Origin of the sequence: Nocardiopsis coralli (genome assembly GCF_014892575.1) — a bacterium.
Taxonomy (GTDB): domain Bacteria; phylum Actinomycetota; class Actinomycetes; order Streptosporangiales; family Streptosporangiaceae; genus Nocardiopsis; species Nocardiopsis coralli.
The window spans coordinates 1-21108 of sequence record NZ_JADBGI010000039.1 but is presented as its reverse complement, the minus strand read 5'-3'; the positions used below and the strand labels follow the sequence as shown (position 1 = coordinate 21108).

Below are 21108 nucleotides of genomic sequence, written 5' to 3'. Positions count from 1 at the left end.
GACACGGCTCCGACCGGGCGGTCCCTGCACGGGGCCGCCCGGTTTCGTCGTTCCGGGGTCAGTCGCCGTGCCAGGCGCGCCACAGGTCGGCGTAGGAACCGCCGCGGGACAGCAGCTCCTCGTGTGTGCCGAGCTCGCGCACCAGACCGCCCTCGACCACCGCGACCCGGTCGGCGTCGTGCGCCGTGTGCAGGCGGTGCGCGATCATCACGACCGTGCGCCCGGCCAGCACCCCGGACAGCGAACGCTCCAGGAGGCGGGCCGAACGCGGGTCCATCAGCGACGTCGCCTCGTCCAGCACCAGCACCGCCGGGTCTGCCAGGAGCACACGGGCGAGCGCGAGCTGCTGCACCCGCGCCGGGTCGGGGGTCCAGTGCCCCGAACCCACGGGGGTGCGCAGGCCCTCGGGCAGGGACCGCACCCAGTCGGCGGCGTCGACCGCCTCCAGCGCCGTCCACAGGTCGGGCTCGCCCGCGTCCTCCGAGGCCAGGGTCAGGTTCTCCGCGATGGTGCCGCGGAACAGGTGGCTCTCCTGGCTCAACAGGATCACGTGCGCACGCCGCTGCTGGGGCGGGAGCGAGGCCAGGTCGGCGCCGTCCACCCGCACCCGGCCCGACGTAGGGACGTGGATCCCGGCGACGAGCTTGCCCAGCGTCGACTTGCCCGCGCCGCTCGGCCCGACCATCGCCAGGCGCTCGCCGGGGCGCACCGTCAGGTCCACCCCGTGCAGCACCTCAGTTCCCGTGTAACCGAACCGCACCTCGTGCAGGTCCACGCCCCGGTCGCCGGCGGTCGGCGGCCCCTGGGGCTCCGGCTCCGGTTCCTGGGCGCGCGCCACCCCCAGCAGGCGCCGCATGCTCACGAAACCCACCATCAGGGTGTCGATCTGGTCGACGAGCTGCTCCACGGGGCGCGCCAGCTGCACCGAGAAGAACGTGGCCGTGGCGACCTGGCCCAGCGTGAGCGCGTCGTTCATGTACAGCACCCCGCCCGCCAGGAAGGTCGTCGCGGTCGGCAGCTGGTAGGCCGCCTCCAGGTGCGGGAACCACACCGACCGCAGCCACAGGGTGTACCGCTCCGCGAGGTAGGACCGGTGCACCCGCCGGCCGATCTCCGCGCGCTGCCGCCCCTGGCGGCCGAGCGCCTCCACCGTGTGCGCGCCCTCGACGGTGTCGCTGACCCCCTGCGTGAGGTCGGAGTAGGTGGCGAGCTCCCGCATGTAACCGTCGGGGGCCCTGCGCGCGTACCAGCGGGTCGAGATCCACAGCAGCAGGAACCCGGGAACCCAGGCCAGCAGCAGCGCCGGGTGCAGCACCGTCAACGCCGCCAGGATCACCGTGACCGTCACCGCGCCCACGACCAGGTGCGGGAACGCGTAGCGCACCATGTGGCTCAGGTTGCCGATGTCGCGGCCCGTGCGGGAGAGCAGGTCGCCGGGGCCCGCGCGCTCCACCGTGCCCAGCGGCAGGCGCAGCACCGCGTCGATGAACTCCTCCCGGAGCTCGGCCAGCACCCCCTCGCCGAACCGGACGGACAGGGCCACCGACACCAGGGTCAGCGCCGCGTTGGCCAGGAACGCGACCACCACGAGCGCGGCCATGGTGTTGATGTGGCCTGCGCCCCGCCCCTCCCGGACGGCGTCGACGATGAACCCGAGCATCCACGGGGCCGCGAGCGCGCTCAGAGCCGCGAGGGCGTGCAGCACCACGACCCACACCAGGGTGGCGCGGTGCTCCCGCCCGGCCCGGGCCAGGCGGGTCCACACGTCGCGGTCGGACGAGACCGGGAGCCCGTCGGGGTCGGGTTCGGGCAGTGCGGTCGCCGGGCCCGTCGCGGGGAGATCGGCGTGGGTCATGGTTCCTCGCTCGTGGTGCGCAGGACGGTCCGGGCGTAGTCGGGCACGGTCGCGAGCAGGTCCGGGTGCACGCCCTCGGCGACCACCCGTCCGCCGCACACGAGCTGGACCCGGTCGGTGCGGCCGAGCAGCAGGGGGCTGGTGGTGACCAGGACGGTGGTGCGTCCGGCGCGGGCCCCGGGCAGGGCGCGGGCGACGGCGGCCTCGGAGTGCGCGTCCACCGCGGAGGCCGGTTCCACCAGCACGAGCACCTCGGGGTCGGTGGCGAGCGCGCGGGCCAGGCGCAGGCGCTGCTGCTGGCCGCCGGAGTACTCGCGGGCGCGGGCGGCGACCACGGTGTCGAGCCCGGACGCGGACTGCGCGACCACGTCGTCGGCGGCCGCGGACCGTACGGCGGCGGTCAGGCGTTCCTCGGGCATCCCGGCGTCCGGTGAGAGCTCGTCGCGCAGCCGACCGGAGAACAGGTAGGCGTCGTTGTCGGAGACCAGGACCCGCCCTCGCAGGTCGCGCAGGCGCAGGTCGGTGAGCGCCACGGCCCACCCGGTGTGTCCCCCGACCAGTTCGGCGGTCTCGTCGGGTGCGCCGTCGCGGTAGCGGCCGAGACGTTCGGCGAGCGCGGTGGCCTCGGCGGGGTCGGGGCAGACGATCCCGGTGACCTGCCCGGCGCGGGCGGTGGCCCCGGTGAGGCGGTCGTGGAGTCCGAGCGGTCCCTCCGGGGGAGCGGCCGGACTCGCGGGGTCGGGGTGGTCGTGCGCCAGGTTCAGCACCCGGATCACCCGGGAGGCGGCCACCCGCGCACCGATGTACACCCAGGCCACACCGGTCACCCACCGCACCTGCTGGCCGAGCAGCCCCGTGTACCCGTAGAAGGCGACGAGCTGCCCGACGGTCAACTCACCCCGCAGGGCCAGATGCGCGCCGAACCAGACGATGCCGACGAGCAGCAGCCCCGGGTAGAGGGCCTGGGCGGCGCGCAGGGCGGCGTCCATCCACCCGACCCGGATCCCGGCGTCACGGACCTCGCGGGACCCCTGACGGTAGCGGGCCCCGACGGTCTGCTCGCCGCCCACCCCACGGAGCACACGGAGCCCGGACACCAGGTCGCCCGCGCGTGTGGCCAGTTCCGCCTGGCGTTCGCGCTGGTGGCGGTGGCGCCGGGACAACGGGCGCAGCAGGGGCGCGACGCCCAGAAGGATGAGTGGGACCCCGACGAGCAGCGCGGTTCCGAAACCGGCGTGTGCGTGCAGGGTCAGCCCGGCGATCACGCCGATCGAGACCATCGCGCCGGGCACCATCGACGCGTTCTCGTACAGGTCGCCGACGCGGTTGATGTCGTCGGTACCGATCGCCACGACCTCTCCGCCTGGCAGGCGCCGGGTCAGGGTCGGGCCCAGGTCGACGGAGCGGTCCACGACCACCGCGATCGTGCGGAACGCGCCCCGGAGCCAGCTGTACACGGCGGTGCGCTCCGCGAGGATGATGGTGAGCGCGGAGGCGAGGGCGCACGCGGCGAGCACCCCGGACCACAGGAGGAGGGCGCCTGCGTCGCCGCCGGCCATGCCGGAGTCGAGGGCGGCGCCCAGCGCGGTGGCGCTCAGGACCCCGCACAGGGTGTAGACGCCGTTGACGATCGAGGAGCTCAGGAGCGTGGTCCACTGCTCACGGGCGCCCCAGAGCAGGAAGCGGTCGGGCGAGCGGGTGTCCGGCGGTGTCCGCACCGGTTCGGGTAGTGGGCGCACAGTTCCCAGACCCTAGACAGGCCGGTCCCTGCCTGACCACTGGTTTTTCCGCCCTCCGCCCGGGCGGGCCCGGGGTGCGGTTCAGGGGCGGCCGGGGGGTTTCCCCGATGGGCAAGGCGGCCCCGGGCGGGGAACATGGCTGCATGAGCAACGACCGCGTCCGTGACGGGGACGTTCCCCCAGGTCCTGCACCCGACCGCCGTACCCCGCTGTTCTGGCGGGTGGCCGCCGTGATGGCCGGCGCCGCGGTGCTCTGGTACGTGTTCCTCCCGTTGGTCCGGGAGCCGTTCCCCGACGATTCCCAGGTCGGGTTCGCGCGCTGGGCCACGGCCCTGTTCGTGACGGCGACGGCGGTGCCGATGGTGTGGGCGGCCCGCCGGTACCTGGACCGGCGCCCGTGGGACGGGCTGCGGCTGACCGGTGCGCGCGAGGGATGGTGGCCGTTCCTGGTGGGGGCGCTCGCGTGGGCGATCCCGGGGTTCGCGGCGATCGGGGTGGCGCTCGCGTTCGGGTGGGTCGAGATCGTGCCCGCGGTCCCCGCCACGGAGCTGGTGGGTTCCCTGGCCTTGCTGGTGGGGCTGGTGCTGCTGTACGAGGCGCTGCCCGAGGAGTTGATCTTCCGCGGTTACCTGTTCCGCAACCTCAACGCCGCGATGGCGGCCTGGATCGCCGTAGCGGCCCAGGCGGCGCTGTTCGGGTTGTGGGGGACCGCTCTGTGGGTGCTCTCGAACGGGTGGGAGGTGCTCGGCGAGCGGGCCGTGCTCTTCTTCTCGATGGGGATCGTGCTCGGGTGCCTGCGTGTGGTCACCGGCAATGTGTGGACCTGCATCGGTTTCCACCTGGTGTTCCAGGTGACCGCGCAGGCGGTCCTGGGCGGGCAGCTGTTCGAGGTCCGAGGGGGCGAGGAGGCGTTCATGCCGGTTCTGGTCGCCCCGTTCGTGTTCGGGGTGCTGGTCGCGATCCTGCTGTGGAGGCACGACGGGAACTGGCGGGCCCGGGTCCTCGACCCGGTCGGCTAACGGACGGCGCCCTCGGAGTGCAGGACGTCGATGAGGCGGCGCACGGCGGGCGCGCATCGGTCGCGCTCGGCGTGGCCGATCCACGTGACTTCGGTGATCTCGTGGTCGGCGGCGATGGTGCCCTCGTGCTCGGCCGCGTAACAGATCATGCGTACGCGGGTGCCGGGCTCCTGCGCGTGTGCGGCCTCGTCGACCACCGTGACCAGACGAAACGTTCCCGGGAGCAGGCGTACGCTGACCTCCTCCCGGGCCTCACGGGTCACGGCCTCCTCGTCGCTCTCCCCGGGCTCGCGCTTGCCGCCCGGAACGTAGAGGAGGTCCCGCCCCCGTGGGCGCACGCACAGCAGGCGCCCCTCGCGAACGTGGACCCAGGCGAGGGCGTCGATGACCGGAGGGGTGGTCGGAGTCTGCGGCATGCGCACACTCTAGGAGCAACGGCGCACCCCCGTGCACCTACTCCACGGGCCGCACCTTCGCCATGGTCTCCCGGTCCTCGGCGTTGAAGCGTTCCTCCAGCTCCTCCGGTGCCGCGTCGACGTCGATGGTGGTGACCGGCACCCCGCGGGCGGACTCGATGGCGCCCAGACGCCGCACCGCCCGGTCCTGCGCGTAACGCACGAGCTCGTCGGGCGGCAGGTCGTAGCGCTGGAACTCGGGGTTCTGCGTGGGGGTGTCGCTACGGTCGACCGCGTCGAGCACGTGCGGCAGCAGCTCCTCCAGCCGCTCGCCGACCACGTCCCAGTTGGCGTCGTCGCCCGCGACGTGGCGGCGGCACGTGAACGTGCCCCAGGCCATGTGGCGGCGTTCGTCGTCGCCGATGAGCCGCACGATGCGGCGCATCCCGGGGAAGATCCCGCGCACGGTGCACACGTGGTTCCACGCGTAGTACCCGGTGAGCGCGAGCGACCCCTCGACGATGTGGTTGTAGGTCACCGAGGCCCGCACCTGGTTGCGCGGGCTCGGGTCGGCCACGAGCGCCTCCAGGGAGCTCGGGAGTTCGTCGTAGAACAGCGCGCGGTAACCCGGGTTGTTCTCCACGAACCCGTGCAGGTCCTCGGACACACCGATGGCGTCCAACCAGCGGCGGAAGGCCTGCACGTGCTTGGCCTCCTCGTACAGGAACTGCGTCAGGTACATCTCGTCGCCGAGGCGCCCCTCGGCCGACATGGCGCTCAGGAACGGCAGGAGGTCCTCGGTGACCGCCTCCTCGCCGGCGACGAACAGGGCGCACAGCCGCAGGATCCGGGTGTGGGCCTCGTCGTCGAGCTTCTGCCAGTCCTCGGCGTCCTGGGACAGGTCGATGTCGTCGGGGTCCCACACACGCTTGTTGCCCTTGGCGAAGAGGCGCAGCGGCAGGGACTCCCAGTTGAGCCCGCCCTCACGCAGCGAGTGGAAACCGGAACGGGGCGACCGGGTGTCGGTCATGGGGGCCTCCGGGGGGTCGGTCCGACCTTCATGATTGGACACACGAAGCACCCGTGTAAAGAGGGGCTGCCGGACGAACCCGGACGAGCGGGATACGGTCGCCTCCGCCGACGTTCGAGCCCCGCCGAAACGGTACGGTCGGGGAGTACATCCACGCCGAACGAACCGATCGGGGGCAGACGTGTTCTGTGGAGATCCCGGGACCTCCGGTTACGCCTCGTGCGCCGCACAGACACAGATCTTCGCGCTGGCCTCGGTGATCCCCGCGCTGCTCGGCCTCGTCCTCCTCGTGGCCGCCTTCACCGCCCCCTCGGTCCGCGGTGACCGGATCCTGCGCACCCGCACCCTGACCTACTCGCTCATCGCGTGGGGCCTCGCCGCGGTCACCTACGTCGTGGGCGTGCTCCCGTCGGTCTGACCCGGGCCGGCCACCGGCACCGACCGCCTGAGCCGGTCACCCGGGCCGACCTGGGCGGCCCGGCACGGTTCAGCCGACGCGCGCGAGCCCGCAGTACTGGGGCAGGTCACGTGCCCGGCCCACCTCGACCGGTTCCGGGTGCCACTTGGTCACCGACACCACCCCGGGCTCGACCAGGTCCAGCCCGTCGAAGAACCGCGTGAAGTCCTCGAGCGCACGCGGAACGTAGGGCAGCGTCACCCCGCCCTCCCAGATACGGGTGAACTCGGCGACCTTCTCGGGGTCCATCTCCACGCTCTCCGAGATCACCCCGTCGCACACCGCGAGGAAACTGCCCGCAGGGAGTGCGTCGACGTAGGCGCGCACCAGGCCGAGCGCCTCGTCCAGGTCGGGGAAGTGGCCCATGGTGCCCATGAGCGTCAGCGCGATCGGCCGGTCGAAGTCCAGGACCTCCCGCGCCGAGGCGAGCACCCGGTCGGTCTCGCGCAGATCGGAGTCGACGAACTCCGTACGCCCCTCGTCGGTGCCGGTCAGCAGCGCCCGCGCGTGCGCGAGCACCAGGGGGTCGTTGTCGACGTAGACCACCCGGCTCCCCGGGGCCAGGCGCTGGGCGACCTCGTGGGTGTTGTCGGCGGTGGGCAGACCCGCGCCGATGTCCAGGAACTGGTGCACGCCCTCCTGCTCCACCAGGTGGGTGACGGCGCGGCGCAGGAACGCCCGGTCACCGAGCGCGGCGTCGACGACCTCCGGGAACAGCTCCCGGATGCGGTCGCCCACCTCGCGGTCGGGCGGGTAGTTGTCCTTGCCGCCGAGCCAGTAGTTCCACACCCGGGCGGTGTGGGCGACGGTCGTGTCGACGGGGGTGTCCGACATGGGGCCTCTCAGACGTGTGGGGGTTCGTCGGCGGGGATTCTGCCGTGGGCATTCTCCTGCCCCACGACCCCCGCCACAACCCCGGACCCCCTCAGCCACAGGGGTTCCAGGCGCCGCGTCCGCCCCGTGCGTCCCGCGGTCAGGCCAGCAGCTCGGCGGCGTCCGTGATCTGGTACGCGTACCCCTGCTCGGCCAGGAACCGCTGCCGGTGCGCCGCGTAGTCCTGGTCCAACGTGTCCCGCGCGACCACGGCGTAGAACCGCGCGCTGCCCCCGTCGGCCTTCGGACGCAGCACCCGTCCCAGACGCTGCGCCTCCTCCTGCCGCGACCCGAACGAGCCCGACACCTGCACCGCCACCCCGGCTTCGGGCAGGTCGATGGAGAAGTTGGCGACCTTGGACACCACCAGGGTCCGCAGCTCACCCGACCGGAACGCGTCGAAGAGCCGCTCGCGCTCCTTGTTCCGGGTCTCGCCCTTGATCACCGGGGCGCCCAGGGACTCCCCGAGCTCGTCCAGCTGGTCGATGAAGGAGCCGATGACCAGCACCTGCTCCTCCGAGTGCCGCTCCACGAGCGCGTCAACGACCCGGTTCTTGGCGTCGGTCGATGCGCAGAACCGGTAACGGTCCTCGGGCTCGGCGGTCGCGTACGCCATCCGCTCGGAGTCGGACAGGTCGACGCGCACCTCGATGCAGTCGGCCGGGGCGATCCACCCCTGGTTCTCCATGTCCTTCCACGGGGCGTCGAAGCGCTTCGGGCCGATGAGGGAGAACACGTCGCCCTCGCGGCCGTCCTCGCGCACCAGCGTCGCGGTCAGCCCGAGACGCCGCCGGGCCTGCAGGTCGGCGGTCATGCGGAAGATCGGCGCGGGCAGCAGGTGCACCTCGTCGTAGACGACCAGGCCCCAGTCGCGCGCCTCGAACAGCTCCAGGTGCGTGTGCACACCCTTCTTGCGGGCCGCCATGACCTGGTACGTCGCGATGGTGACGGGGCGGATCTCCTTGCGGCTGCCGGAGTACTCGCCGATCTCGTCCTCGGTGAGGGAGGTGCGGCGCAGCAGCTCCGACTTCCACTGGTGCACCGACACGGTGTTGGTGACCAGGATCAGCGTCGTCGCCCCGGTCATGGCCATGGCGGCGGCGCCCACGATCGTCTTGCCCGCGCCGCACGGCAGCACGACCACACCAGAGCCCCCTGCCTGGAAGCTCTCGGCGGCCTCGCGCTGGTAGGGGCGCAGCTCCCACCCGTCCTGGGCCAGGTCGATGTCGTGCGCCTCGCCGTCGACGTAACCGGCGAGGTCCTCGGCCGGCCACCCGATCTTGAGCAGGGCCTGCTTCAGGTTGCCGCGCTCGCTGGGGTGCACGGCGACGCTGTCGTCGTCGATGCGCTCGCCGAGCATGCCCTTGAGCTTCTTGGCGCGCACGACCTCCTCGAGCACCGCGCGGTCACTGGAACGCAGCACCAGGCCGTGCACGGGGTCGCCGTCGAGGGTGAGGCGGCCGTAGCGGTCCATGGTCTCGGAGATGTCCACCAGGAGCCCCTGGGGCACCGGGAACCGGGAGAACCGCACCAGCGCGTCCACGGCCTGTTCGGCGTCGTGCCCTGCGGCGCGCGCGTTCCACAGGGCCAGCGGCGTGACCCGGTAGGTGTGCACGTGTTCGGGCGCGCGCTCGAGCTCGGCGAAGGGCGCGATGGCGCGGCGGCACTCGTCGGCCGACTCGTGGTCGACCTCGAGGAGGAGGGTCTTGTCGGACTGGACGATCAGGCAGGACACACGGACCTTCACTCTCGTCGGCGGTGTGTGGGGACGGGCCCCACGTGCAACACCTGCACTGCCCCGATCATGCCCGCCGTGCGGGAGCGCTCGCGCACATCAGGCGGAAGGGGCCCTGGCGGGGATCAGGGGTCGACGATGATCAGGGTCGCGATGAACGCGGCGAGCACGCCGACCAGCGCGAGGTGGATGCAGTTGGAGATCCACGCGTAACGCCGCAGCTGGTTGTGCCGCTCCGGATCACGGCTGCGCTCGGACAGCGCGATCCCCGAGAGCACGGTGCCGATGATCGGGGTGATGTTGCCCATACACATCGGCACCAGCAGGATGCTCACGACCAGCGCCGTGATGGTGCTGCCGGACGGGGGCTGCTGCTCGGGCGGCAGCGGCGGCCGGGGATACGGGCCCGGGCCCATGGGCTGGGGCGGACCGTAACCCGGACCGGGGGGAGGCGGGCCGTACGGGGCGGCGCCGGGCGGCGGAGGTCCGTACCCGCCGTTGCCGGGTGGCGGAGGGCCGTAGGAGCCCCCGCCGGGCGGGGGAGGGCCGTACGGGCCGTTCGGCGGGGTCGGGCCGTAGTGGGGGTTGCCGTGGTCGGACATCGTGTCTCCAGAAACAGGACAGCAGGAGAGGAGGGGTGCGGCCGGACGGCCGCCACCGGCAGGGGCCGCCGGGGTCAGCCGCGGCTCGGACGGGTTCAGCGGGGGCCGGCCGGGTTCAGCCGCCGAACAGGAGCATCATCATGACCATCACCGCGAGGGGGACCGCGAAGACCACCGACAGCGCGATGTAGGCGAAGTTGCACGCCCAGGTGTAGCGGATGAAGCGCTCCACCTCGGGTGCGTTCGGGATCTTCGTCAGTGCGGTCACCGCGAAGGCGACGCCGGGGATGTTGGCGATCAGCACGTAGAACCAGAGTCCCATGAACACCCCGATGAGGGGGACCGTCCATGTCATGAACGCCACGACCAGGGAGGCGACCGCCCCGCCCACCCGCGGCGGCGGACCGGTCGGCGGCGGGGTGCCCGGCGGCAGGTCGGCCGCCCCGGGGATGGGATGCGCGGTGTAGGGCGTGGGCGGGGCCATGTGCGCCCCGCCCGGCGTGAGGGCCCCGGGGGGCGGCTGCGGGGCCTGTCCTTGTGGCGTGGGCGGGGGCGGGCCGGGTTCGTGCCGGCCGCCGGACGGGCGCAGGACCGGGTTGGGGTCCCGCTCCCAGAAGTCCCGTGGGCCGCTGCTGTTCACCGGTATCCGCTTCCTCCCCCTTGTCACGTACTGTCGCGATACCCATTGTCCACGGTGGGACGCGGGCCGGGCGGAAAGGGTTCGGGGTCCGGGCGCGCCGGTCGGGGCGGGTGCGGCCCGGGTGTGCGTCGGAGCGCGGGCGTGGCGGTGGTGTCGCCCGTTTCAGTGGCGGGTCACCACGGCACGAGCCCGGAGATCTGCTGGAGCCAGGAACCGGCCTGGGTGAAGACCACGAAGGTCAGCACGAACATCACGAACATCATGACCCCCGCGGCGCCCAGGCAGTACCAGGAGTAACGCGTCAGGGTCTCGGCCTTGACCGGCATCCCGCGGTCGCGTGCGTGTCCGGCGCGCACGGCGAAGACGATGCCCGGAACGCCGAACAGCCAGTTGAAGCAGCACAGGACCGTGATGGCGTGCAGGATCATCGCGGTCGTGGCGCTGCTGGCGCCGCCCCCGGCCATCGGGGTGCCCGGGGAGGCCGCGGCGGAGGCCCCGCGTCCGGTTCCGTCGTCCCGGCCGCGGTCCTGCTCGGGGGTGGACCCGTGTTCCCGCTGCGGTTCGCGGGCCGGTCCGCGCTCGGGGGCGCGCTGCGGTTCGGGGCGCGGTTCCGGCCCGGAGCCCTGTCGGGAAGCCTGTTCACGGCGGGGCCCCTGTTCGGGCGCGGGCCGCGGAGGGTCCGTCCTCTGCGGCGGTGGCTGCTGCGGACCCTGCTGCTGCTCGCTCGGGGGCGGCCGCCGGTCCGGGGGAGGGGGGCCTCCGGCCGGGCGTCCGGTGGGCGGGCCGGACGGCCGACCGCGGCCGTCGTCGCCGGGGTCGCTGGGGGACGATGCCCCCGGGGGCAGCGGTGGGTTGTTCATGGGGGTCTCTCTCGCACTGTGACGGTCGACCTGGCGCGCCCTGGTCCCGCGGAGGACGCGCCAGACACTCTACGGCGTGCGCACGCACCGGAACCCCGGCACACGGGCCTTTCCGGGAGCACGGCCCATCCGCTCCGGGACCCCGTCCGTCATCCCTCCGGGTCGGCGAGCTCGGCCACCGCCGAGATCCGGTGGACCGCAAAACGGTGCACCGCGTCCCGTGTCGCGTCGTAGGCGGTGACGAACCCGCCGTCCACCGAGGACGGGTGCACGATCCGGCTCACCTGGCGACCGTCGGTGTCCGTGTAGCCGATCCACACCCGGCGTTCGTCGCGTGCGGCGTCCGACAGGGCCGACATGACCGCGGCCGCACGCGACCCCGGCGGCCCGTCCGTGGGCAGCGGCACCGGGCGGCGCGCGATCGTGGCCGCCTCGTCACCGGCCCGCAGGGCCCGGACCGCGGCCCTCACCGTCTCCGCCGAGGCCTCACGGTCGGGCGCGTCCGGCACCTCCACCGGGTCCGCGCGCCGGATCTCGGGGCGGTCCAGGCTCATAGCTCCGTCCCCGCTCTCCGACACCGGGTGGTAACCCAGTTGCCGCAGGCGTTCCACCAGCGTCGCCCGGTTCTCCCGGCTCGCCACGACCGTCGGGGCGAGCCGGATCAGCCCGAGCCCGTCCGCGCGCCGGTCGTTGAGCAGCTCCTCCAGCAGGGACGGTTCGTCGCAGCGCAGGTAACTGGACGCGGTGCCCGCACGCAGGCGCCCGTGCCGCCGACCCACGTCCGAGACCAGGTACCGCAGGGCCTGGGGCAACGGGGTACGGGAGTGGCGTTCCAACAGGTCGGTGATGTCGGCGACGCCCCGCCCGGCGTCGAGCCCGCGGCGGATCGAGTCCTCCGTGAACCGGTACACCGTGGCGCCGCCGGTCGACTCCACCTCGGCGACCAGGGCGAGCTCGCGTGCGAGGCCGGCCACCAGGGGGCCGGGCGCGACCGCGGTCATGTCGCCCTGCACGAGGATGTGGTCCAGTGGCTGCGGCAGTTCCGCGGCCAGCTCCCGCGCCGCGCCGTCGGGGTCGCCGGCCAGCAGCGGACGGGTGTGGCCGGCCAGGGCGCCGAGCGCGGTCAGGCCGAGCGTGGACGCCTCGGTGCGCGCGGACTCCACGAGCTCGGCGTAGGTCTGCGACTGCCGGCGCGGGTGGCGCCAGGCCATCCGGGCGGACAGGGACTCTTCGGAGGGCACCAGACCCGGCTCGGCCTCGGCCAGCGCGGCCAGCAGGTCCCGGCGGGCCCGCGGCGCACCCGGCCGGGACAGTCCGGGGCCCAGTACGTTCCGGATGCGCCCGCCGGAGTCCTTCGTGCCGGTGAGTGACGCCATCCGGTCGCTGCCGATCCACGCCAGCGCCAACCGCAGCCAGCGCGCCTCGGGAGCGGTCTCCCGCCACAGGTCGTACTCGCGGGTGGGCAGCCACTCCCCGGCCACGCGGTCGTCGGTGCCCACGAGCCCGGCGGCGTGCACGACCTCGATCAGGAGCGCCGCCTCGGCCTCGTCGACCTCCATCGTCTGCGCCGCACGCCGCAGGTCGCGCACGCCCAGGCCGCCGTTGCGCAGCACGCCGGGCGGGTCCTGGGACCAGTTCTCCAGGAGCTCCTCCACCGCGCGCAGCACCGTGAAGGCCTGCCCGGCGGCGGTGCGCGAGACGGTCGCGGCGGAGCGTTCCCTGCCCTCGAACGGCGGAGGTTCGGACGACAGGTCACGGAAGAGCGCGCCCTCCCGCAGATGAAGGCCCACCTCGCGCGGCAGGGTCAGGGTGTCGTCGCCGGTCGGGACGAGCAGGGCTCGCGCGATGAGGGTCTCCACCGGAGAACCCGCGGTGGCCACGTCGACCTCGCGGCGGGCGTCGGCGACGGTGCCGTTGGGCGGGCCCCAGGCCATGCCCTCGAGCAGGCGGTGTGCGCGCTCACCGACCTGGTCCAGGAGCGCCGTGACCCGCGCGGGCTCCGAGAGCAGGGTGGCCACGCTCTCCACCGGGGTCGAGGCGGTGCTGTCGGGGACCAGTTCGTCGGCCAGGCGCTTGACGGTCGCGTGGGGGAGGGCCGCCAGGAGGGGGCGTGCGGGCGGGCCGAGCTGGGCGGGGTGGGGGAGGAGTTCGCGCAGCACCTGGACGGGGCGTGTGCGGTCGTGGTCCGGCCAGACCAGGGCGAGGCGGTACAGCTCGTCGAGGGCCCGCGCCAGAAGAAGGTCGTCGCCGGAGGCGTCGGTTGAGGGTTGGCGGTGGGAGACGGGTGGGACTGTGTCTGGACACGGCGCCGGGTCCAGGCGCAGCGCGTCGGCGAGCTCGGCCGTGGTCACACCGACGGGTTCGCACATCCGGTCGTCGCCCAGGGCCACGACGGACTCCAGGACGGCGAGGGTGAACCGGTCCAGGCGCTCCAGTACCCGCAGCACGGTGTTGCGGGTGGTGGCCCGGGTGGCGAGGGTGCCGATGTCGGCGGGGACGGGGCGCGTGAGGTCCGGGCGGGCGCTGAGCAGCGCCGTGAGTTCCTCGTCGGAGCGGCTGCGCAGCCACCCCGTGAAGGTCGGGGGCCTGCGCCCGGACGCGGCCCCCTCGGTGGGCGGGTTCTCGGTCATCGTCCCCACGCTAGGTGATCCCGGACCGGGGACGGCTTCTCACGGAGGGTGATCCTGACCCGGCTGCGGTTCCCGCGGCCCGCGATCCGGCCCGGGGAGGTGTACCCCCGTATCGGACGCCGAAATCCGCAAAGAGGGGTTAAAAGCCGGATGGTTCTCGGCCACCATGGGCCCATGAACCAGCGCTCGGAACAATTGGTACTCGACTACTTGTCCGAGGTCGGGCTGGCGTCGTACGGACACATGACCGCGAGGGAACGCACGTCCTTCCTGGCCAGGCTGCGCGCGAAGATCGACGAACGCCGCAGGGCCGCCCCGGACGACCACGTGGACACGGTGCGCGGGATCCTGCGCAGCTTCGGCAGCGCCGAGGACGTGGTGCAGCGCGAGTGCGGTGGCCGCAACCTCGACCTGGAGGACGACGAACTCATCCCCGACCGACCCCGGCACGCCGACCGGCCGCCCCCGCCCTGGCGCGGCGGGCCCAGCAGCGGGATCATGGGCCTGTTGGAAGGCCCCGGCCAGGCCGACGTGGACCTGCGCGGCAAGCGCACCAGGAGCACCGGAACCCTGCGGGGGATAGCCCTGGTCGTGCGCACCCACCCGGCCGAGGCCGCCGCCCTGGGCCTGATGCTGCTGACCGTCCCCTGGTGGCTCGACCTGGCCTTCGTGTGGGTCCTGGCCGCCGCGCTCGTCGCCCTGAGCCGGGTGTGGAACGTGCGCGACACGTGGATCGGCATCGGGGTCCCGGCCCTGGCGTGCGTGTTGGCGATGTCCCTGTGGAACGGCGAGGCCCGCTACGTCGACGAGTACATCCTGGAATCCCTGACCGCCACGGGCGTGATCGGCCTGGGTCTGGCCAACCTGGTCTGCGTCCTCTACCTGTTCCCGCGGGTGCTGCGTGCGGCCCGCAGCGAGGAGGAGTCCGCCCAGCCCGTCTGAGCTCGCAGGGCCTCCCGGAACTGCGGGTCACTGCTTGGCAAATGCTCGGAATAACCTTTTCCGGCCAGGCCGTTACTACGCGTCCGGGGGCGCTGTTTCGGGTAGTCATGTCGGTACACGGCCACTTTCGCTACACGGTGGCCACACCGGTACCGGTGACCCATTCCGCCAGCGTGGGAACCGACCGCGTCGAGACGGCCCCGACTCCGCCGAGTCCCGTCCCATACTCCGCACCCAGCGGTGATCGGGACCGTCATCGATCACACGAGGCCCGGGTGAAACCGCATCCGGGCCTCGTTCCTGTGCCCGGGTGGTACCGCAAGGGGGAATTATGCCCTCGCGCCCGGATACCCCCTCCGGATAGCCTGGGAGGGTACCCACGAAACACCGGAGGGCCGCCCAGGGAACGCACAGGATCGACGCGGACGGGGCGCCCCCGGGTTTCGGTCCCGCGGTCCCCGACACTGAAAGCATGAGGTCGCCCAGTGCCCACCGGCAAGGTCAAGTGGTACGACGGAGACAAGGGTTTCGGTTTCCTCACGCGCGACGACGGCGGTGAGGTGTTCGTGCACTCCACCTCTCTGCCCGCCGGAACCACCGCGCTCCGCACGGGGCAGCGGGTGGAGTTCGGCGTCGCGGACGGACGCAAGGGTGCGCAGGCGCTCCAGGTGAAGCTCCTCGACTCCCAGCACTCGGTGGTCGACGCCCGTCGCAAGAAACCCGACGAGATGGTCGTCATCACCGAGGATCTCATCAAACTCCTGGAAGGGCTCTCCAGCGGATACCGCAAGGGGCGCCGGCCCGACCGCCGTGAAGCGGCGAAGGTCGCGTCCGTCCTGCGTGTGGTCGCCGACGAGCTCGACCCCTGAACCGGTGCGGTCGGGCACGGCGCGCCGTCCGTGCCCGACCCGTGACCCCGAACTGACCGACCCGGGCCTCCGCCTTGGTCAGATCGGTGCCCGTCATCAGTGAGAATGGGGAACGTGAGCCCTTCTCGACGATCTCCTGTACCGGACAAGGCATGTATCGAGGCGGTGGATCTCGCCCGCTCGGTCGCCGCCGAGATCGGGCGACCCGAGTGGGTGGGTGAGTCCCTCACCCCCCAGGTCGAGGACACGCGCCTGGTCACGCACTACTTCGAGTGCCTGGACCCCGCATACCCGGGGTGGAACTACGCCGTCACCGTGGTCCGCGCCGCGCGCGCGAAGAACGTCACGGTCAACGAGGTGGTCCTCCTGCCCGGCAAGGGCGCGCTGACCGCGCCCGAGTGGGTCCCGTGGAAGCAGCGACTGCGCCCCGGCGATGTCGGGGCCGGCGACCTGCTGCCCACGGAGGAGGGCGACGAGCGCCTCATCCCCGGCTACGCCCAGGTCCCCGAGACCGATCTCGAGGCCGAGGGCGTCGACCAGCAGATGATCTGGGAGCTGGGTCTGGGGCGCCGTCAGGTCCTCTCGGAGTACGGCCGCGAGCAGGCCGCCCAGCGTTGGTACGAGGGCGAGTCCGGCCCGCGCAACCCGGTCTCCAACCAGGCACCGGCCCGGTGTGCGACCTGCGGGTTCCTGACGCCGCTGGCGGGTGAGCTGCGGAAGATGTTCGGGGTGTGCACGAACGAGTTCGCGCCGGACGACGGCCGGGTCGTATCGCTCGACCACGGCTGCGGTGCGCACTCGGAGGTGCGTGCGCCCGAGTCGCAGAACGAACCCGTCGCGCCCGTCATCGACGAGGTCGGGTACGACCACATCGTCTTCGACGACACCACCGAGCTGGAGTTGGTCACCGCCGACTCCTGACACGTTCACGGTGCCCCGGTGCGGTCCGCCGCGCCGGGGCACCGTCGTGTCCGCCCCCGGCGGCCGGGCCGGGCGCGTGGCGGGGGCCGGAGCCCTGCGCGCATGTCCTAGGGTCGGTGTACCCGCGTGCGCCCCGCCGCGGACGGTGTTGTGTCCCCAGCGCACGAGGAGTCCACCATGGCCGAGTCCGCGACCGCTGCGGCGGCCGACCCCTTCCAGACGGCCGAGCTGCGCAGGCGGGTGCTGGCCGCGTGGGCGGACGCCCCCGCCCGGTTCCGCGAGGACGCCAACGCCGAGGAGGACTTCGCGCTCGGCGGCTACCGCGACCGTGTCGTCGTCGAGCTCGCCCAGAACGCCGCCGACGCCGCCCGCCGTTCGGGCGGGCCCGGGCGCCTGCTCCTGGAACTCAGCGACGACCGCCTCACCGCCGCCAACACCGGCGCACCGCTCACCCCCGAGGGCGTGGAGTCCCTGTCGACGCTGCGCGCGTCCACCAAACGCGGCGACGAGGGCTCCGCCGGGCGGTTCGGGGTCGGGTTCTCCGCGGTGTCCGCCCTGAGCGACGACGTCACCGTGGCCTCCTCCGCGGGCGCCGTGCACTTCTCCGGGGCCCAGGCGGGCGCGGCCGTGGCCGACCTGCTCGCCGCGGACGGCACCCACGAGGACCTCGCCCTGGAGGTCCAGCGCCGGTCCGGGCACGTGCCCATGCTCCGCCTGCCGTTCCCCAGCGACGAGACCCGGGTCCCGGACGGTTACGACACCGCCGTCACGCTCGTACTGCGCGACGAGGACTCCGCCCAGCGCGTGCGCGAACTCCTCGACCGCACCGGTGAGGCCCTGCTGCTCGCGCTCGACGGCCTCGCCGAGGTCCGCGTGCGTGTCGACGGCGCCGAACACGTGCTCACCCGCGAGGAGGGCGGCGCGGCCGACGCCGACCTGACCACCACCAACAGCGGCGCGCACGGCGAACGCACCACCGCCTGGCGCCTGCTGTCGCGCTCGGGCCGCTTCTCCCAGGAGGTGCTCGCCGACCGCCCCGCCGAAGAGCGCGAGCGCACCGAATGGAGCCTGACCTGGGCCGTCCCCGTCGACGCCGAGGGCCGGGTCGCCCCGATGCCCTCCGACGTGGAGCCCGTCGTGCACGCGCCGACGCCCACCGACACCGCGCTCGACCTGCCGGCGGTCCTGTTCGGCACGTTCCCGCTCAGTACCGACCGCCGCGGAGTGCAGTCGGGCGCCGGGACCGACCTGCTGCTCATGGAGGCCGCCAACGCCTACTGCGCCCTCCTGCGCCGGTTCGACGCCCGCGCCGCCCTGGACCTGGTGCCCGGGGCCAAGTTGGGCGGCGGACCGGTCGACTCGGTCTTCCGCACCCGTGTCGCCGAGCCCCTGCGCGACACCCCGTTCCTGGTCACCGAGTCGGGCATGCCGGTCGCCCCGCGCGACGCCGTGCTCCTGGACTCCGGGGGCGGCGCCGACGGGCTGGCCGGGCTCCTGTCCGAGCTGGTCCCGCAGGTCCTGCCGGGCGCATGGAACCCGCGCCACCCGGCCCTGGTCGCGCTCAAGGTGCGGCGCCTGGGCCTGGCCGACCTCGCCGACCTGCTCTCCGACACCGACCGCGCCCCGGCGTGGTGGGCCGAGCTGTACGCGACCCTGGCCACCGCCGACACCACCGACCTGGGCGCGCTGCCCGTGCCGTTGGTGGACGGGCGCCTGGTGCGCGGACCGCGGTCCCTGCTCATGCCGACCGGGGACTGGCACCCCACCGACTCCGAGGCGCTCGGCGTGCGTGTGGTCCACCCCGAGGCCGCCCACCCGCTCCTGCTGCGCCTGGGCACCGTCGAGGCCACGGCCGCGACCGTGCTCGCCGACCCGCGCACCGAGGCGGCCGTGCGCGACTCCCTGGACGCCGACGACCCCGACCCGATCGCCGAAGCCGTGCTCGACCTGGTCGCCTCCTCCGGGACCGGCACCGACGACCTCTCGTGGCTGTCCGAGCTCGCCCTGCGCGACGACGAGGACGGCTACTCGGTGGCCGGCGAGCTCCTCGTGCCCGGCGCGCCCCTGGCGGACGTGCTCGCCGACGATGCACCCTTCGGGACCGTGCACCAGGACCTCGTCGACCGCCACGGCGCCGAGGTGCTCCGCTCGGTCGGCGCCCTCTGGGAGTTCGGCCTGGTGCGGGCCGAGGAGGTCGCGCTCGGGGAGGAGATCACCGACGACTTCGACGGAGACGGGATCGAGGACTGGGCCGACGCCGTGCTCGAGCGCGTCGGCGACCCGGAGCTGCCCCCGGTCGTGCCCGAGCTGGTCTGCGTCGCCGACCTGGACTGCGTGGCCGAGGACCGCTGGCCCCAGGCGCTGGCCATGCTCGCCGAGGGCCCGCTGCGTGAGGCCGTGACCTCCCCGGCCAGGGTGCTCATGCCCGACGGCAGGGTCGAGGACGTGCCCTCGTACACGGCCTGGTGGCTGCGTTCGCGCGCTCGTCTGGCGGGGCGCGCCCCCGTGGAGCTGCGTGCCGGTGACGCCGAGCCCGCCCTGGCCGGCCTCTACGACGAGGCGCCGACCACCGTGGACCGCGAGTTCGCGCGGGCCCTGGGGGTGCGCACCACCGTCGCCGAGCTGCTCGCCGACCCCGACGGCCCGGACGACCTCCTCACCCGCCTGGCCGACCCCGCGCGGCACGTCGGGCGCGTCACCCTCCACAGCCTGTGGACGGCCGTGGCCGCCACCGACCCGTCCCTGGTCTCCCCGCCCACCCGCGTGCGCGCGGTGCGCGAGGGCACCATCGTGGTCGCCGACGCCGAGGACACCCTGGTCCTGGACTCCCCGGACCTCCTCCCGCTCCTGGACGCGCCCCTGGTCATCGCACCCGCGGCGCTGGCCGGGAACCTCGCCGACGTGCTCGACCTCGACCTGGCGAGCGAGGCCGTGACCGGACGCGTCACCTCGGCGGGGCGGATCCGGCAGGTCCCCGACGAGGCCGAACTGTTCCTGGGATCGGCCGACCGCACCTACCTGCACCACCAGACCCTGACCGTGGACGGAACCGAGACCGAGTGGTTCATCGGCGACGACGGGGTGCACGCCTCCACCACAGACGGGCTGGCGCGCGGCCTGTGCTGGCGGGCGGGGGAGTGGTCGCGCCGTCACCTGCTCGCGGCGGCCCTGAGCGACCCGTCGGCGGCCGCCCGCCTGCTCGCCGAGGCCGACCTGGACTGAGGCACGCGCCGCACCGGTCCTGCCCGGAACAGGGGGTCGGAGAGCGCCCACGGCGGGTATGCTCCCTGTCCCCTCGTCGACGACAGGATTCCCCCATGCACCGGAACTCCGCACTGCCGCCCCGTGTCCTGGTCCCCGTGACGGCGCTGCTCGGGACGCTGGCCTGTACCCCGCTGACCCCGGTCCCCGGCCCCGCCCCGCCGCCCGAGGTCACCGTCGAGGCGGCCGAACCCGAGACCGCCCACACCTTCGACGCGGGTGCCCCCGTGCCCGTCGAGCTCACCGCGGTCCGGCCCGAGGACGGGGCCACCGCCGAACCCCTGCGGTCGGGCGACGAGGCGGAGGTGTCCTTCTCCCACCTCGAGCAGTCCGCCGAGTGCACGGTCGTGCTGCCGGAGGGCACGGCCGACCTGGGATCCGGGCACACCCTGACGGCCGCGCTGGAGTGCGGGACCGACGTCGAGGCGACCGTCCTGGACCCCGCGCTGGCCGTGCTCGCCGACGGGGCACCGGCCGCACGCGGACGGGTGGTCCTCTCCGACGCCTGAGGGACGGCGCGCCGGTGTCCGGCCCCTGCCCCGGAGATAACCCGTGTGCACAGGGGGAATGACGAGCAGGGAGCACCGGAGGGGGAACCAGTGATGGACATGAGTAACCACGTGGACGCCGTCGACCGCAGGGTCGACATCGAGGACACCGCCGACGGCCAGGAGTACGCGGTCGTGCTCACCCGGGACCTCGGCGCCCCGGTGGAGGACCTGTGGCGGGCCTGCACCGACCGCGAACGCCTCGCCCGGTGGTTCATGCCCGTCACCGGCGAGCTCGTGCAGGACGGCACGTACCAGGTGCAGGACAACGCCGGCGGCCGTGTCCTGGCCTGCGACCCGCCGCGGTCCTTCCGGGTGACCTGGGAGTTCGGCGGCTACAGCGAGCTCGAGGCGCGCTTCAGCACGGCCGGCGAGGAACGCGCCCGCCTGCAGATCGCCCACGCCGCGCCGGTCGACGACTTCTTCGCCACCTACGGTCCCGGGGCCACCGGCATCGGGTGGGAACAGGCGCTGGTCGGCCTCGCCCTGTACCTGGAGACCGGTGACCCCTACCCCGACGGCGACACCGCCTGGGAGGAATCGGGTTCCTACCGCGACTTCGCCGCGCTGGTCGGGCAGCGCTGGGGCGAGGCGCACGTCGCGGCGGGCGGCGACCCCGGGGCTGCCGAGGCCGCGGCCGCTCGGACCGTGGCCTTCTACACCGGCCGGGACGCCTGACGCGGGTGTCCTGCCCCCCGGGGACGCTTCTATGTCAAGCGGCGGGCCCGTAAA

General features: G+C 73.5%; 17 protein-coding genes and 1 pseudogene. 8 read left to right on the top strand and 10 right to left on the bottom strand.

Annotation, left to right across the window (positions count from 1 at the left end):
* Window positions 1-58: 58 nt before the first annotated feature.
* Window positions 59-1855 carry an ABC transporter ATP-binding protein gene (locus IDM40_RS26810; RefSeq protein WP_193124869.1) on the bottom strand — a complete coding sequence of 599 codons (1797 nt, stop codon included), beginning with the start codon at window positions 1853-1855 and terminating at the stop codon, window positions 59-61.
* Window positions 1852-3594 carry an ABC transporter transmembrane domain-containing protein gene (locus tag IDM40_RS26805; protein ID WP_193124868.1) on the bottom strand — a complete coding sequence of 581 codons (1743 nt, stop codon included), beginning with the start codon at window positions 3592-3594 and terminating at the stop codon, window positions 1852-1854. Before IDM40_RS26805 ends, IDM40_RS26810 begins: the two co-directional genes overlap by 4 nt.
* Window positions 3595-3737: 143 nt before the next feature.
* Between IDM40_RS26805 and IDM40_RS26800 the strand changes: the two genes are divergently transcribed.
* Window positions 3738-4613 (top strand): CPBP family intramembrane glutamic endopeptidase, encoded by an 876-nt coding sequence (locus IDM40_RS26800; RefSeq protein WP_193124867.1) that lies wholly within the window; start codon window positions 3738-3740, stop codon window positions 4611-4613.
* Here the strand turns inward: IDM40_RS26800 and IDM40_RS26795 are convergent.
* Window positions 4610-5029, bottom strand: a complete 420-nt coding sequence (locus IDM40_RS26795; RefSeq protein WP_193124866.1) for an NUDIX hydrolase — start codon at window positions 5027-5029, stop codon at window positions 4610-4612. The genes IDM40_RS26800 and IDM40_RS26795 overlap by 4 nt on opposite strands.
* A 37-nt stretch (window positions 5030-5066) precedes the next feature.
* Complete coding sequence (locus IDM40_RS26790; RefSeq protein WP_193124865.1) at window positions 5067-6038, bottom strand: R2-like ligand-binding oxidase; 972 nt, start codon at window positions 6036-6038, stop codon at window positions 5067-5069.
* 181 nt (window positions 6039-6219) lie between these two features.
* Between IDM40_RS26790 and IDM40_RS26785 the strand changes: the two genes are divergently transcribed.
* Window positions 6220-6456, top strand: a complete 237-nt coding sequence (locus IDM40_RS26785) for a hypothetical protein (RefSeq protein ID WP_193124864.1) — start codon at window positions 6220-6222, stop codon at window positions 6454-6456.
* A 69-nt stretch (window positions 6457-6525) separates the two neighbouring features.
* Here the strand turns inward: IDM40_RS26785 and IDM40_RS26780 are convergent, their stop codons facing one another.
* The 6 genes and pseudogenes from IDM40_RS26780 to IDM40_RS26755 all read right to left on the bottom strand — a co-directional run bounded on the left by IDM40_RS26780 (window position 6526) and on the right by IDM40_RS26755 (window position 13835).
* The gene (locus tag IDM40_RS26780) at window positions 6526-7329 is read right to left on the bottom strand and encodes an SAM-dependent methyltransferase (protein WP_193124863.1); all 804 of its coding nucleotides are present in this window, start codon (window positions 7327-7329) and stop codon (window positions 6526-6528) included.
* A 139-nt stretch (window positions 7330-7468) separates the two neighbouring features.
* Window positions 7469-9103 carry a DNA repair helicase XPB gene (locus IDM40_RS26775; protein WP_193124862.1) on the bottom strand — a complete coding sequence of 545 codons (1635 nt, stop codon included), beginning with the start codon at window positions 9101-9103 and terminating at the stop codon, window positions 7469-7471.
* A gap of 125 nt (window positions 9104-9228) precedes the next feature.
* The gene (locus IDM40_RS28455) at window positions 9229-9705 is read right to left on the bottom strand and encodes a hypothetical protein (protein WP_235997975.1); all 477 of its coding nucleotides are present in this window, start codon (window positions 9703-9705) and stop codon (window positions 9229-9231) included.
* A 115-nt stretch (window positions 9706-9820) separates the two neighbouring features.
* Window positions 9821-10345 carry a hypothetical protein gene (locus tag IDM40_RS28925; protein ID WP_328807141.1) on the bottom strand — a complete coding sequence of 175 codons (525 nt, stop codon included), beginning with the start codon at window positions 10343-10345 and terminating at the stop codon, window positions 9821-9823.
* Window positions 10346-10518: 173 nt separating this feature from the next.
* A pseudogene (locus IDM40_RS26760) lies at window positions 10519-10917 on the bottom strand (hypothetical protein); the annotation flags it as partial.
* Window positions 10918-11354: 437 nt separating this feature from the next.
* Window positions 11355-13835, bottom strand: a complete 2481-nt coding sequence (locus IDM40_RS26755; RefSeq protein ID WP_193124861.1) for a helicase-associated domain-containing protein — start codon at window positions 13833-13835, stop codon at window positions 11355-11357.
* Window positions 13836-14009: 174 nt separating this feature from the next.
* On the opposite strand from IDM40_RS26755, the gene IDM40_RS26750 reads away from it, so the two are divergent.
* The 6 genes from IDM40_RS26750 to IDM40_RS26725 all read left to right on the top strand — a co-directional run bounded on the left by IDM40_RS26750 (window position 14010) and on the right by IDM40_RS26725 (window position 21054).
* Entirely contained in the window at window positions 14010-14777 is a 768-nt protein-coding gene (locus IDM40_RS26750; protein WP_193124860.1) for a hypothetical protein, read from the top strand.
* A 485-nt stretch (window positions 14778-15262) separates the two neighbouring features.
* Window positions 15263-15646, top strand: a complete 384-nt coding sequence (locus IDM40_RS26745) for a cold-shock protein (RefSeq protein ID WP_193124859.1) — start codon at window positions 15263-15265, stop codon at window positions 15644-15646.
* 165 nt (window positions 15647-15811) lie between these two features.
* Entirely contained in the window at window positions 15812-16567 is a 756-nt protein-coding gene (locus IDM40_RS26740) for a DUF3027 domain-containing protein (protein WP_193124858.1), read from the top strand.
* Between the two features lie 177 nt (window positions 16568-16744).
* Window positions 16745-19789, top strand: a complete 3045-nt coding sequence (locus IDM40_RS26735; protein WP_193124857.1) for a sacsin N-terminal ATP-binding-like domain-containing protein — start codon at window positions 16745-16747, stop codon at window positions 19787-19789.
* 95 nt (window positions 19790-19884) lie between these two features.
* Entirely contained in the window at window positions 19885-20337 is a 453-nt protein-coding gene (locus IDM40_RS26730) for a hypothetical protein (RefSeq protein ID WP_193124856.1), read from the top strand.
* A gap of 99 nt (window positions 20338-20436) precedes the next feature.
* Window positions 20437-21054 carry an SRPBCC domain-containing protein gene (locus IDM40_RS26725; protein ID WP_235997974.1) on the top strand — a complete coding sequence of 206 codons (618 nt, stop codon included), beginning with the start codon at window positions 20437-20439 and terminating at the stop codon, window positions 21052-21054.
* The last annotated feature ends 54 nt before the right edge of the window (window positions 21055-21108 follow it).

Bases quoted from the DNA above. Each gene is read 5' to 3' on its own strand.
- IDM40_RS26810 (WP_193124869.1), bottom strand. From the start codon at position 1,855: ATGACCCACGCCGATCTCCCCGCGACGGGCCCGGCGACCGCACTGCCC.
- IDM40_RS26800 (WP_193124867.1), top strand. From the start codon at position 3,738: ATGAGCAACGACCGCGTCCGTGACGGGGACGTTCCCCCAGGTCCTGCA.
- IDM40_RS26795 (WP_193124866.1), bottom strand. From the start codon at position 5,029: ATGCCGCAGACTCCGACCACCCCTCCGGTCATCGACGCCCTCGCCTGG.
- IDM40_RS26790 (WP_193124865.1), bottom strand. From the start codon at position 6,038: ATGACCGACACCCGGTCGCCCCGTTCCGGTTTCCACTCGCTGCGTGAG.
- IDM40_RS26780 (WP_193124863.1), bottom strand. From the start codon at position 7,329: ATGTCGGACACCCCCGTCGACACGACCGTCGCCCACACCGCCCGGGTG.
- IDM40_RS28455 (WP_235997975.1), bottom strand. From the start codon at position 9,705: ATGTCCGACCACGGCAACCCCCACTACGGCCCGACCCCGCCGAACGGC.
- IDM40_RS26755 (WP_193124861.1), bottom strand. From the start codon at position 13,835: ATGACCGAGAACCCGCCCACCGAGGGGGCCGCGTCCGGGCGCAGGCCC.
- IDM40_RS26750 (WP_193124860.1), top strand. From the start codon at position 14,010: ATGAACCAGCGCTCGGAACAATTGGTACTCGACTACTTGTCCGAGGTC.
- IDM40_RS26735 (WP_193124857.1), top strand. From the start codon at position 16,745: ATGGCCGAGTCCGCGACCGCTGCGGCGGCCGACCCCTTCCAGACGGCC.
- IDM40_RS26730 (WP_193124856.1), top strand. From the start codon at position 19,885: ATGCACCGGAACTCCGCACTGCCGCCCCGTGTCCTGGTCCCCGTGACG.
- IDM40_RS26725 (WP_235997974.1), top strand. From the start codon at position 20,437: ATGAGTAACCACGTGGACGCCGTCGACCGCAGGGTCGACATCGAGGAC.